Genomic DNA, 12,365 nt, shown 5'->3' with positions numbered 1-12,365 from the left:
AGGGTCGTTATGGCATGTTATCAATGGCGTTCACGCGCCCTAATGGCGACACTGATTGCAGTATCCGTCAGTGCCTGTGTGCCAATGCAGCGTCAACGCGCCGCCTACACAGATCTTTGCCAAAGTGAGTACACTTTCAAGGTGCCGGGCCCTCAGGGGGAAACCACCCTGACGCTCGAAACCTACCTCTACGATCACGCGATCTCCTATGCCACTTCCCGCTATAAGCAAACGCTGTTCTCTATTCCTTACGTGAAGGGGCCGGAAGCCAAACCGGAGTTTTATGTCCAACTGATCGCCTATAACAAAAACCGCCTGCGCCCTTCTCACCCCGGTAAAAAAAGGCGAGCCCGCCATTCCAGTGCTCTACGACAGCCGGCAGGCTTATGTCACGCTGGACTATGGTACACGAGTGAATGCGCGGCCTGAGCTGTTTCTCGGCACGCTCACCTATGATTTTCCGATTTCTGATATGAAATACGCGCGCATGTCCCCTTACGACATCAACAGTGATGAAGCGCATCGCCGCATCCCGAAACTCACTAACAACGACGATTACGGTTCGGTCTACGTGGTATTCAAAACGCCACGCTTTACGGCAAACGCCAAGTGGACCATCCATTTAGGTGAAATGACGGTGGCGGGCCAAAAGGTGGCAATTCCACCGATGCCACTGTGTTATCACCCTAAGAAAGAGTGGATCGGTATTGAGCCGCTGATGCGTCCGTAGACTTCAGGCGAAACGAGTGAATACCATGCACGTGGAGAATCCGCTTGAACAGAACAAGAATAAATATTATATACAATAAGTTACTGCAAACACCGTAGGCCGGATCATGAAAAAAGAAGAGTATTGTTATCGCATACTGAAAGCGTATTCGCTGATTGTCGATTTTGACGGTGAACCACACCGCATCAATGTTCCCAGCCCTATCGACGCTGATGAGACTCTAGCACAATGGCGCTCACGGGTGCTGGGTCCGGACGCCACAAACGTTGTTTTCTACCAACCCACCCAGTCAGCACCCAATCTCGCATATCCACATTGCAACAGCGCGCCAGTGCAGACCACGTTGAACGAATGTTCAAATCGTTAGCGAAGGCGAAAGATGAGAGAGCAGAAAAGAAGACGCTTGATAAAGTCGAGAAAGAAGTGACTGAGGTGAAAAAGCAGCTCATCACGTTCCCACGCGATACACTGGAAGATGTGGTGGAAACGTTTGGTGATCGGCTGGAACCTTCGGTAATCGAGTTTTTCGACCGCTTTCTTGAGGATACAGGAGAGCACATCGACACGGAAAGCTTGCTGAAAGAATTTATCTCGACATACAACAGCGCGGCAAAAGCGTTCAGAGAAAAGAATCAATAATCTCTCAGCGCGTAGGCCCACGAAACGCCCGACGCCATTCGCTCAGGCTCAGGTTAAAACGTGCCTTGAAACGTTGTCGGAATGAAATCGGCGAGGCAAATCCCGCCATGTGAGCCACCGCCTCGACGCTATGATCGCTGCTTTCCAACAGCATCTGGCTGCGCTGCAATCGCTCTGCGGTAAGCCAGTCGCCCACCGTCATGCCGATTGCCTTGATAAAGTGGCGGGTAAAGGTGCGGCGACTCATGCTGACAAAAGCCGCCAGCGCGTCTAGAGAGTGCGGCTGCTCGAGATGGCTGCGCAGATAATCCAACAGCGCATTAATATGCGTGTCTCGCGTGATTTCCGGCACAGGACGTTCAATAAACTGCGCCTGGCCACCATCCCGATAAGGGGGCACCACCATGCGACGCGCCACGCGATTGGCCAATGCACTGCCACAGTGACAACGGATGATATCCAGACAGCAATCAATCCCTGCCGCCGTTCCGGCAGAGGTGATCAGGCGATCGTCACGGGTATACAGCGCATTGCTGTCCAACTGTACATCAGGAAAACGACGGCTGAAATCGCGCTCAAACTCCCAATGGGTAGCCGCGCGTCGTCCTGCTAATAATCCAGCATAGGCCAGCACGTAAGTGCCGAGGCATAGCCCCACCACTTCCGCACCGCGCTGCCAGGCTCGAACCAGCGCCGCCAGCAGTTCAGACGCGGGTTTCTCATCCGGGTGATGCCAAAACGGAATAATAATGATATCGGCGGTTTCCAACAGCACCAGACCGTGCTCCACATCAATGGAAATCCCGCTATCGGAGCGCACCTTTCCCGGCGTTAGTACACAAATCTGCATCTCAAACCGACCCGGCTCCGGCAATGCCTTGCCGAAGACCATACTGGGTACAGAAAAATGAAACGGGCTGAATCCTTCAGTGGCAACAATGACAACGCGTAACGCGGGCATAGGCTATTTCCTGTGGCATATCGGTTTGCGGGTTACGGGCCATTGTCGTCACCAACGCCTTCAAAGCGCGAGCATTTCCCCATCGTCGGGAATCAACACGCGTTGTTCGATGCTGTTTTTATGACAGTATTCTCGCAGTTCGGCGCGGCTAAGCAGACAATGGTTCACCGCCTCCATGTGTGAGGCCACGACAATACTCTGCGGCAGCAGATCGAGCGTTCGACTGGCATCCTCTTTTCCCATAATAATCGGGCCAAAACCCTCTACGGTGGCGCACCAGATATTCAGCACTATCACCTCGGGTTGGTAACGCTCCAGACTGTCGACATAAGGGGAGCCCATACGGCGTCACCAGCAATATAAAGGCGCTTTTCTCCCGCACTGTCAAACACCAGTCCGCTGGTTTCTCCCATACGCGCAGCCAGACCTGGGTTAGCATAGAGGGCATCGCTGCCCATGCTGCCCGCCGGTTTTCCAGAGCGTGATACCCGCCAAAGTATTCTCCTGTGCCAATACCTGCACCTGTGATAACCCCTGCGAGCGAATCAATGCGGCATCTTGTAGATTCTGGGTATAAATCGGCATGTCCTTGGGGATATGACGTTGTGCGGCATAATCCCAATGGTCGGAATGGGTGTGCGTCACAATCACCGCATCCACATCCAGCAGTGCTTCTAACGACAAGGGCAGCGACACCATTGGATTGCGCAGCCAGGAACGAGCCGTTCCGGCAAACCCCTCCCAGGCTTCTTTCTCCGCCAGCATAGGGTCGATCAGGAAAGTGGTTCCAGCGTAGTCCAACTTCAGCGTGGCATTACGAATTTGCGTCAATTTCATAGAAAACTCCCGTGGATAACATCCAGCAAGACCGTGTGGGCTTCAATGGTTTGCAGTGTAAAGCGCACAAAGAAAACGCGTAAGTTGCCCGCAGGTCATTGATCGATGGAATTGGGACAATCCGATTGACGCAGCGCGACGGCGTCATTTTTTCAATCCCTATAAAGGTGTATTTTTATGCCTGAACGCCAATTTTAATTAAAAACAGGATCGAGATTAATAATTTGATTCACGCTGAATGCGCACACACATCAATTATTCGCTGACAGTGACATGATAATTTAACCTTACCTTTCCACGGTGTATTCACAGACCCAATAATAAAGAAAAGCGCAATGAGCGAAAAAACAAGAAAACGCTGGCAGCGCCGCCCCGGCACCACGGGGGGAAATTGCCATGGAATGACTGGCGCAACGCATTAACCTGGCGCAGAGCGACGCAAATACTGTTATTGACCATCAATATCTATATCGGCGTGACCTTCTACTTTTGGGTGCGTTACTTTGAAACCGCCGGTACCAGTGTTTATCTGCCCAGACCTGGTGGTATCGAAGGATGGTTACCGATTGCCGGACTAATTAATATCAAATATCTGTTGGAAATGGGACGTTTGCCACCGATCCATGTTGCCTCGATGCTGCTGCTTGTTGCCTTTATTATCACTAGCCTGCTAGTGAAAAAATCATTCTGTTCCTGGCTGTGCCCTATTGGGACATTTTCAGAATTGATTGCTGCTGTCGGCAAGAAAATATTCAAACGGCATTTCACGCTGCCTACCTGGCTGGATATTCCACTACGCGGTCTGAAATATTTGCTATTAGGTTTTTTTCTTTATATTGCGTTATACATGCCAGCACAGAGCATTTATATGTTCCTGATGTCCCCCTATGGTCTGATTGCCGATGTCAAAATGCTCGGTTTCTTCCGTAATATTGGCAACATCACTCTGGGCGTTATTATTGGTTTCACCGTTATCAGCCTATTTGTCCGGCATTTCTGGTGCCGTTATCTCTGTCCCTGCGGTGCACTGCTGGGCCTGTTTTCACTATTGTCACCGGTAAAAATCCGTCGTGATGCCAACCGCTGTATCGACTGCGGCAAGTGTGCCAAAGCGTGCCCATCCCATATTCCCGTCGATAAGCTCATCCAGGTGAGAACCGCCGAATGTAATGCCTGCATGACCTGCGTCGAATCCTGTCCGGTAGCATCAACGTTAAGCTTATCGCTGTTGAATGCACCGCGCTCAGCGGCAAAAAGCGAGGATGCGCATCGCCCTCTGTGGCAGCGGGCAACGCTCTCCGGCGCGATGATGACATTCCTAATTCTCGGCATCCTTTTCGCGACCGTTGGCTTCGCCATGTTGATCGGTGGCTGGGACAGTCCAATCCCCGAACAGATGTACTTCAAGCTTATTCCTGGCTCACAATCCATCGGTCATCCCTAACCTCAATATCCCAATCCCCCCTTAAAACAGGGGGGAATTCCCCTTCATTAAGCATCGCGCAAAGATTGTTTTACCTTCTGATTAATAAGGATAATTTTACGTAATAAAAGATGGAAAAATATTAATGTTACGTCACTTGCGATTTTTGATAATAAGTATCATTATTGCTTACGTTATCATCATGGCCGCTCAAGAATTAGCCATGATATCTTTGGCTGCGAATAAAGAGAACCTTCCCATGAGAAACATAAAAGCAAAATGTCGTTCTTTCCTGTGCGATGAGAGCGGTGTCACTGCCATTGAATACGGCATTCTGGCCGCTGCGATGGCAGCAGCCATTGGCCGCTATTTTTGGTGGCGATGGCATCTTTGTGAAAGCACTGAATGAGAAATTCAGCGCTATCGCCGATCAGATCACCAGCGCTGGCACCAGCACCGGTGGCGGTACGGCCTCCGGCGCGAAATAAGCACGAGATGGCGGTCAACGCACAGTGGCTGCAAACGGCACTGCTGCTCGGGTGTCTGGCGTGGTGTATCAGTACCGATCTGCTCGTGCGGCGCATAGCCAATCGAGCGGTATTGATTCTGCTGTTGGGCTGGTTGCTGTTTGGCATCACAGATGTGGTAAGACTCGGCGGAGGAAACAACGCCGCGTTACAGGGAATGCTGTGGGCGCTGCCGGGTGCCGCAGTGGTGCTGGTGGTCGGGTTTATCCTGTTTCTCATCGGACGGTTAGGTGCTGGCGACGTCAAACTGATGAGCGTGCTGTGCCTGTGGGTAGGCTCGGGCCATTAGATCGTTTTTGTGCTGGTGACAGCGCTGGCAGGGGGCGTTCTGGCGCTCACACTGCCGCTGTTCAATACCGTTCCCACCGCCGTGGCTCTGGGTATACAAGCAACCAACCGGATGTTTAACAGCCGATTACCGCTACCTACTGCACTGCCCGCCGATCTTTCTCAGGGCATACCCTATGGCGTCGCCATTGCCTTTTGTACGATGTATGTCCTTATTTTTCCATTGTTCTAAATTCGATAGTTTTAAATTTGAACGTTTTAATCCGTCGCAACATTAAGGCGCACACGCTAAAGCAGGCAAGCTGAATGAAAGTAAACGCTACCTATGTACTGGCAGGACTCGTTGCGCTAATGGTTCGCAGCCATCTCGCCGCAACGCCCCCCGCACCGCCGCCGGTGGTGATTAAAGCTCCGGAACAAACCGCTATTCTGGTAGCGGCAAAGGATCTGCATCCAGGTGATTTTATTGACACGGCCTCTCTGAGTTGGCAGGTCGTGGAGGGAACGGTTTCTCGCAATTTCAACTTTATCCGTGGCAAAGACAGCCAGTCACTGCTGCTGGGTGCCACGTTGCGTGAACCCGTTGCACAAGGGTCGCCGTTGACCAGCAACGTATTGGTCAAGCCCAGCGAACCGGGTTTTGTCGCCGCCGTACTGCGTAAAGGCATGCGTGCCATCTCCATTCCAACCAATGCGGTAGCCAGCAACTCAGGTCTGGTGGCCGCGGGCGATCGCGTCGACATCATTCTGAGTCTGCGACGCGATGAGCAGCCGGAACTGCCGCCCAGCCGCACACAACCTGTCGTCCGACCGATGCTGGCCTCCCAGACCATCGCACGCGATCTGCGCGTTCTGGCGCTGAATAACCAAACCGATACCGATGTGCGTCCGCGCCGCGATGTGGAAGAGGACAGTGAGCAGGACGCCAACGTGCGCAGCCGCACGCCTGCCAGTGCGAGCAGCACACGAACCCAAAGCTACCAAACCGTCACCGTTGAAGTGACCCCCGAACAGGCAGAAGTGCTGGCGGTCGCGAAAGAGGTGGGGATGTTGCACCTGGCGCTGCGCAGTGCCACGCCCGATACCCAGGATGAGAAACAGGGCCACTCACGCGTTACCACGCTGTCGCAAAGCACCACTATTTATAACGGGCTATCCAGCCATCAGGTGAAAGTGTATCACGGCGAGCAGAAGGGCGTTCTGGTGTTCCCCGCTCGCTGACGAACTGCATTCAGGCAGCCTGACAATGCCGCACCGCGGGCTGTTGATGGAACCATAAAAGCCATAACGAAATTAACGTAAATGACGATGTTTTCGCTGTATTTGAAATCGCACCTTCGGGAAACATGCAAACGATTACTCACTGCAAGTCTACTCAGTACTGCGTTGCCCATCGCCGTAGTGATGCCCGCCGCCGCACTGGCCGCATGGGTATCAGAAGTGGCGGAAACCAATGTGGTACACCTGACGGTTCATCAAGGGCGCCTGTTGCAACTCGATGGCCTGCCAGACAGCGTGCTGGTCGCAGACCCCAATATCGCCAGCTTCGAGTTGCCTTCTCCGGGCAACCTGTTTGTCTATGCCAAAAGCGTCGGCACCACCACGCTCTACGCCATGGATGAAAACGGCACGGTGATCAATGCTATCCGTCTGGTGTCCGAACACGATTTAAAAGCGCTGGGCGAGCGGATTAAACGCGAGTTTCCCGGTGCTGATATCCAGTTGGAAGCGTCCATCCCCAGCGGCGTGATTGTGCGTGGCAGCGTAGACACCCCGCAAGATGCAAAACGCGTCATCGACAGCGTGCAGGCATACATCAGCGCATCTGCCGGTGCACAAGGTGGCGGTGGTGGTGGCGGCGGTGAAAAACTGCCGGGCAGCAGCGAATCCTACGCCAAAGTGATTAACCAGCCCAAGATCAAAACCCCGTCACAAATCAACATTCAGATGCGTGTGGTGGAAGTCTCGCGCAAATTGACCAGCGAACTGGGCTTTAACTGGGCAGCATCACCGAGCACGGGCAGCGGCAACATCAACGCAGGTAGCGGAACGCGACTGGGGCTGTTTGACTCCGCCACCGGGCGCTTTAGCAACCCCACCGATGCCGGTTTCTTAAGCTTTGGTCGCTCACGCCTCAGCGGCTTGTTAACTGCATTAAACCAGCAGGGTATGGCGACTGTGTTGGCAGAACCGAACCTGACCGCGATGTCCGGCGAGACGGCCGCCTTTGCCGCCGGTGGCGAAGTGCCTATCGTACTTATTACTAACAACAGCGTCAGCATCGATTACAAATCCTACGGCGTAATCCTACGCATGACACCAACGCTACTGTCTGCCAACCGCATCAGCCTGCACATTGCGCCGGAAGTGAGCGAACTGACGGACGTCGGCGCAGTAAACATCCCCGGCGGCTCACGCGTACCGGCACTCAAAGTGCGCCGCACCGATACCACGGTAGAGTTGACCAGTGGGCAAAGCTTCGCACTGGCAGGCATGCTGCGCAGTGCCAACGGCCAAACCGTGACCGGCGTACCGGGGTTAAGCAGCATCCCCCTGTTGGGACGCGCCTTTGAAAACTAATCCACCAGCCATGAAGAAACCGAACTGGTGATCATCGCCACTGCCTATGTCGTTGAGCCGGTCAATGCAGGAGAACTGCGAACGCCAGGGCAAGTGGTAAGAACGTTGGATGCCGTCACACCGAGCTTCGGCTCCGTCGGTTACCTCTACTAACCCTGGATGACAACGGTGAAAAACATGAATAACCACATTACAACGCGCACGTCGCGCACGCTGTTCTCCATGACGCTCTGCGCATGCGCGCTGTTATTGGCCGCGTGCGGCGACAGCAGCATCAATAAAATGCGTGCCGATCGTTTCTAACAACCGGCCCTCAAACCGATCTAAGTCCGCACTACTTCACTGGCGGTCACGCTGGCGGTTGCGCCTAACGGACGTGGCTTTACGCCCGAATCGCTCAAGCAGCTTAATGTCATGCTGAAAGATCAGAGGCGTCTCGCCAAACAAGCCCTGACGCTGATCCCGCATTCAGTACGCGGCGAGCAAATGGCAGATCGCCTGGCCGTCGTGCTGAAAAATGCCGGGGCTGACGCGCGTAACGTGAAGCAATTACGTCGTTCGACAACAAGCGGCCAAACCGGCGATCTGGAAGTGATTTCAGAAGCGCTGGCGGTGAAAACCACGCGCTGCGAAGTGAATAATCCCGATCAGTTGATGGTGAAACCTTTTGAAGGCATTGGCTACCTCGGCTGTGCCACACAAAACAACCTGGCGAAGATGGTGGCTGAACCGCGCGATCTGATCCAGGCCAAAGCGCTGGACGCAGCCGATGGCGTCACCGCAGTGAACAGCATCGAACGCTATCACAAAGGTGAAGTGAAAGAGCTCATCAACATTAACTTTGACGAAGATTAAAGGCGAGGCATTCCATGAGCGACATTACCCTTACCGATGGCGAAGCGTTGGCACAACCGCTGGTCGCCTTCGTGCATGACGCCCGCGAGGCGGCTGGCGTCAGCGATCTGCTATCACGCCTGAACCAGCAGGCTGTGCCGGTGCTGTCCGGCGGTATTACTGGCGCACGCCAATGGTGCGAGTTGAATGTACCGCCGCGTATTCTGCTGGTGGATCTTGATGATACCCACTGGCCGCTGTCCGCGCTGGAAGAGTTGCTGGGCGTGTGTGGCCCAACCACCCAAGTGGTGGCGGCAGGCAAAGCGCAGGATATTGGCCTGTACCGTGCATTGCTCCAGATTTGCGTGGTGGATTATCTGGTTAAGCCTTTCACCCTCGACCTGCTGGCGACGACGCTCGCCAAGTGCGAAGGCCAACAAGCTGGGCCGGAATACGCCCGCATGGGCAGAACCATCGCCGTGGTCAGCGCCAGCGGCGGTTGCGGCGGCAGCACCGTGGCGATGGGGTTGAGCCGTCTGCTCTCTGGTGAACGCCATTTGCCCGTTGCGCTGGTGGATTACGACCGTCGTAACGGCGATCAGTTGCTGCTGCAAGAACAAACGGAAGACGGTGGGCTCGCGGCCGTGCTGGAAACGCAGGAGCTGGATACCCGTTTGCTACAACGCGCCCTGCTGCGCGTCGATACGCGCCTGCATATGCTGGCGCAAAAGCCAGCGTTGGGAGAGCTTAGCCCGGTTGACGTGGATAACGTGCTCAATCTCGGCGGCGTGCTGTGTCGCATGTTCAATCAGGTGATTTGGGATTTGCCGAACAGCTACCCAACCGGCGCGCTGGAAGTCCTGTCCTATGCGGATCTGCGCATTATCGTTACCGAATTAACGCTGCAAGATGCGCGCAATGTGCGCCGTATCCTCCACGAGATCGGTGATGAAAGCGAAGGCCAGCACCTGCTGCTGGTACATAACCAGAGCAGCTTTGCCAACACTGCCCGCTCACCCGCGACCAGTTTGAGCAGTTCACCGGGCGCAAGATTGACGTGGTGTTGCCGCATGCCGGCCACGCGCTGGCGCACAGCCTGACGCTGGGCGCACTCAATCTGACCGCCTCCCCCGCCTTCTTGCAGGGCTTGTGCCAACTGGTCGATCTGGCCTGCGGCGTGCGTGCCAGACCGGCAGAAAAACGCTGGTTTACACGCTGGTTAAAACGCGCCTGATGCGGCGTTTTCGAAAAGGTAACTGACCATGTTGATTCGCAGAAGCCAGCAGCAAAAGCAGGACGCCAACAAAGGTGCGCCGCAAGCGACACCGGCCGCCACCGTCACAGAGCTGAAGGCACGTCCGGCGGCAGACACCCGCCCACCGCCAGCACGGCAGCGGCACCTACCGCGACGCCGCGTCAAACGGACAACCGCACCAGCCAGCTCCGCCTGATCCGTGCACAGCTTTACGATCAGATCGATGCGGGTAAAGCGGCCATGATGGGCCGCGACAAGCTGCTGGCACAAATTGAAACCGTGATTCGCCGCATCTGTGACGAACAGCGCCCCCAGCTTTCGCGTCAGGGAGAAGAAGCCATCGCCGCCGAAATGCTGGATGAAATGACCGGCATAGGCCCGATTAAGCCGCTGCTGGCAGACGACACCGTCAACGACATTCTGGTCAACGGCGCACAGCAGGTGTTTATCGAGCGTTTCGGCAAACTGGAACTATCACCGATCACCTTTATCGATGAAGAGCATGTATTCAACACCGCACAGCGCATTGCAGCAGCGGTGGGGCGGCGTATCGATGAAGCTAGCCCGATGGTCGATGCGCGCTTGCCAGACGGCAGCCGCGTTAACGTGATCACCTACCTGCTGGCGATCGACGGCACCACCATTTCGATCCGTAAATTCATGCGGCGCAACCTGTCGCTGGAAACGCTGGCGGAACGCCGCTGTATGTCCTACGCCATGGCGGATGTGCTGAATAAGGCGATGCAGGCCTGCATGAACGTCATCGTGTCTGGCGGTACCGGTGCCGGTAAAACCACACTGCTCAACGCGCTGTCGCAGAAGATCGGCAGTACCGATCGCATTATCACCATCGAAGATGCCGCTGAGTTGCAATTACAACAGGAGCACGTGGTGCGGTTGGAAACGCGGCCGGTCAGCGCCGAGGGCACCGGACGCGTCGATCAGCGCGATCTGATGCGTAACGCGCTGCGTATGCGCCCGGATCGCATCATTCTTGGTGAGGTGCGCGGCGGCGAGAGTTTCGACATGTTGCAGGCGATGAACACCGGCCATGACGGCTCGCTCTGTACCGTGCACGCCAACACCTCGCGCGATGCCATCCAACGTCTGGAAAACATGGTGATGATGGCCAACATGCAGTTGCCGCTGATGGCTATCCGCCGTCAAATCGCCAGCGCTGTGCATTTGATTGTGCAGATTGAACGTATGCGGGACAGCATGCGCCGCGTGGTGTCGATTACCGAAGTGTGCGGCATGGAAAACGAAGTGATCCAGCTTCAGGATCTGTTCAGCTTCCAGATCCAGGGCATGGACGGCCAAGGCATGCTCACCGGTGAATATGTGCAGCACATTCAGCGCCAGCAGTTCTACGGCGACAAAGCGCACCTGTTCGATGCGCAGTGAAGATCGAAGGAGAGCCGATGAGTGATGCACGCCTGAATCTGATCACCCTGCTGATATTTTGCTGCGTCTTTGCGTTGGTGCTAGCCATCGCCGCCTGGCAGAAAGCGCGCCGGTATCGCCAACAGCGCGAACAGCGCTGGCAACAGGTGTTAAAAGAGGTCAGCCCAACCGCTGCCGAAATAACCTCCGACTCCATCCTGCGCGATGAAGTCACGACACCGTTTATGCGAGTGCCGATGTTAGGACGTGCTCTGGCTATCCTTTGGGCGCAGTCAGCCTGCTGATTGGCATGATCATGGGACAACGTACCCTGCTGCCGTTGACATTAGGATTGATCTTTTCCCTGCTGCTGTTTGTCAGCACGGCCGTGTTGCTGTTCCGCTCCACGCTGCAAAAGCACCTGAAAGCACTGCGCGAAAGCCTACCGGAAGCGATCGATGCAATTACCCGCAGTTGCCGTGCAGGCGTGCCGGTGGCGAATACCTTCGCCATCGTGGCAGAGCACCTGAGCGGCCCGCTGGCCAACGAATTTAAAACCATCGATCACTGGCTCAAACTGGGCATTCCCTTACGTCAGGTGATCCAGACCCCTGCCACACGGGTGCCGATGGCGGAATACCGCTTCTTCGTGGTGATCCTGATCATCAACCAGGAGGCCGGTGGCCGGTTGGGTGAGACGCTCGAGCGGCTCTCTGCCACGCTGCGCGATAGACGCGAGTTGCAACTGAAAGTGCAGTCGAAAACCTCAGAAGCGCGCGTCTGCCAAGATTGTCGCCGCGCTGTTCCCCTGCTGTCTCGCCTATTTGTATATAAAGTCACCTGAGGATTTCAGCTTTTTGTTCTCTGACCCGGTGGGCACCTCGGTGCTGATTTACGCCCTGTACAGC

The 12,365-nt window shown here is 55.1% G+C and carries 12 protein-coding genes and 5 pseudogenes; 15 read left to right on the top strand and 2 right to left on the bottom strand.

Translation table 11 applies throughout. From position 1 onward, the window contains the following. Positions 1 to 9: 9 nt before the first annotated feature. From JZM30_RS20830 to JZM30_RS20820, 3 genes are all read left to right on the top strand, one after another. Entirely contained in the window at positions 10 to 429 is a 420-nt protein-coding gene (locus JZM30_RS20830; RefSeq protein WP_252321124.1) for a hypothetical protein, read from the top strand. Beyond that, positions 413 to 730 carry a hypothetical protein gene (locus JZM30_RS20825; RefSeq protein ID WP_252321122.1) on the top strand — a complete coding sequence of 106 codons (318 nt, stop codon included), beginning with the start codon at positions 413 to 415 and terminating at the stop codon, positions 728 to 730. Before JZM30_RS20830 ends, JZM30_RS20825 begins: the two co-directional genes overlap by 17 nt. Positions 731 to 958: 228 nt before the next feature. Further along, entirely contained in the window at positions 959 to 1,369 is a 411-nt protein-coding gene (locus JZM30_RS20820) for a hypothetical protein (RefSeq protein WP_252321120.1), read from the top strand. A gap of 4 nt (positions 1,370 to 1,373) precedes the next feature. Here the strand turns inward: JZM30_RS20820 and JZM30_RS20815 are convergent, their stop codons facing one another. Continuing rightward, complete coding sequence (locus tag JZM30_RS20815) at positions 1,374 to 2,330, bottom strand: GlxA family transcriptional regulator (RefSeq protein WP_252321118.1); 957 nt, start codon at positions 2,328 to 2,330, stop codon at positions 1,374 to 1,376. 60 nt (positions 2,331 to 2,390) lie between these two features. After that, positions 2,391 to 3,167 (bottom strand): annotated as a pseudogene (locus tag JZM30_RS20810) (MBL fold metallo-hydrolase). Positions 3,168 to 3,502: 335 nt separating this feature from the next. Here JZM30_RS20810 and JZM30_RS20805 point away from each other — a divergent pair. The 12 genes and pseudogenes from JZM30_RS20805 (at position 3,503) to JZM30_RS20745 (ending at position 12,301) form a co-directional block, all read left to right on the top strand. Then, positions 3,503 to 4,611, top strand: a pseudogene (locus JZM30_RS20805) (4Fe-4S binding protein). Positions 4,612 to 4,898: 287 nt separating this feature from the next. Next, positions 4,899 to 5,078 carry a hypothetical protein gene (locus JZM30_RS25040; RefSeq protein ID WP_498038019.1) on the top strand — a complete coding sequence of 60 codons (180 nt, stop codon included), beginning with the start codon at positions 4,899 to 4,901 and terminating at the stop codon, positions 5,076 to 5,078. A gap of 7 nt (positions 5,079 to 5,085) precedes the next feature. After that, positions 5,086 to 5,637 (top strand): annotated as a pseudogene (locus JZM30_RS24095) (A24 family peptidase). Between the two features lie 74 nt (positions 5,638 to 5,711). Continuing rightward, on the top strand, positions 5,712 to 6,626 hold the full coding sequence (gene cpaB / locus JZM30_RS20785; protein WP_252321111.1) for a Flp pilus assembly protein CpaB: 915 nt from the start codon (positions 5,712 to 5,714) through the stop codon (positions 6,624 to 6,626). A gap of 81 nt (positions 6,627 to 6,707) precedes the next feature. Further along, positions 6,708 to 8,138 (top strand): annotated as a pseudogene (locus JZM30_RS20780) (type II and III secretion system protein family protein). Positions 8,139 to 8,162: 24 nt separating this feature from the next. Then, a complete protein-coding gene (locus tag JZM30_RS23705; protein WP_286673691.1) occupies positions 8,163 to 8,288 on the top strand; it encodes a hypothetical protein in 126 nt (41 codons plus the stop codon). Between the two features lie 39 nt (positions 8,289 to 8,327). Beyond that, on the top strand, positions 8,328 to 8,840 hold the full coding sequence (locus tag JZM30_RS20775; RefSeq protein ID WP_286673699.1) for a CpaD family pilus assembly lipoprotein: 513 nt from the start codon (positions 8,328 to 8,330) through the stop codon (positions 8,838 to 8,840). A gap of 14 nt (positions 8,841 to 8,854) precedes the next feature. Then, a complete protein-coding gene (locus tag JZM30_RS20770) occupies positions 8,855 to 9,919 on the top strand; it encodes a CpaE/TadZ family protein (RefSeq protein ID WP_252321107.1) in 1,065 nt (354 codons plus the stop codon). Further along, positions 9,880 to 10,053: a hypothetical protein gene (locus tag JZM30_RS20765; RefSeq protein ID WP_252321105.1), complete on the top strand. Its 174-nt coding sequence runs from the start codon at positions 9,880 to 9,882 to the stop codon at positions 10,051 to 10,053. The genes JZM30_RS20770 and JZM30_RS20765 overlap by 40 nt, the downstream gene beginning before the upstream one ends. 28 nt (positions 10,054 to 10,081) lie before the next feature. Continuing rightward, a pseudogene (locus tag JZM30_RS20755) lies at positions 10,082 to 11,478 on the top strand (TadA family conjugal transfer-associated ATPase). Positions 11,479 to 11,495: 17 nt separating this feature from the next. Continuing rightward, positions 11,496 to 11,762, top strand: a complete 267-nt coding sequence (locus JZM30_RS20750) for a hypothetical protein (RefSeq protein ID WP_252321100.1) — start codon at positions 11,496 to 11,498, stop codon at positions 11,760 to 11,762. Next, positions 11,741 to 12,301 carry a type II secretion system F family protein gene (locus JZM30_RS20745; protein WP_252321098.1) on the top strand — a complete coding sequence of 187 codons (561 nt, stop codon included), beginning with the start codon at positions 11,741 to 11,743 and terminating at the stop codon, positions 12,299 to 12,301. The genes JZM30_RS20750 and JZM30_RS20745 overlap by 22 nt, the downstream gene beginning before the upstream one ends. The last annotated feature ends 64 nt before the right edge of the window (positions 12,302 to 12,365 follow it).

Source organism: Candidatus Symbiopectobacterium endolongispinus, assembly GCF_018777385.1.
GTDB lineage: Bacteria > Pseudomonadota > Gammaproteobacteria > Enterobacterales > Enterobacteriaceae > Symbiopectobacterium > Symbiopectobacterium endolongispinus.
This window is presented reverse-complemented; position numbering and strand designations above follow the sequence as displayed.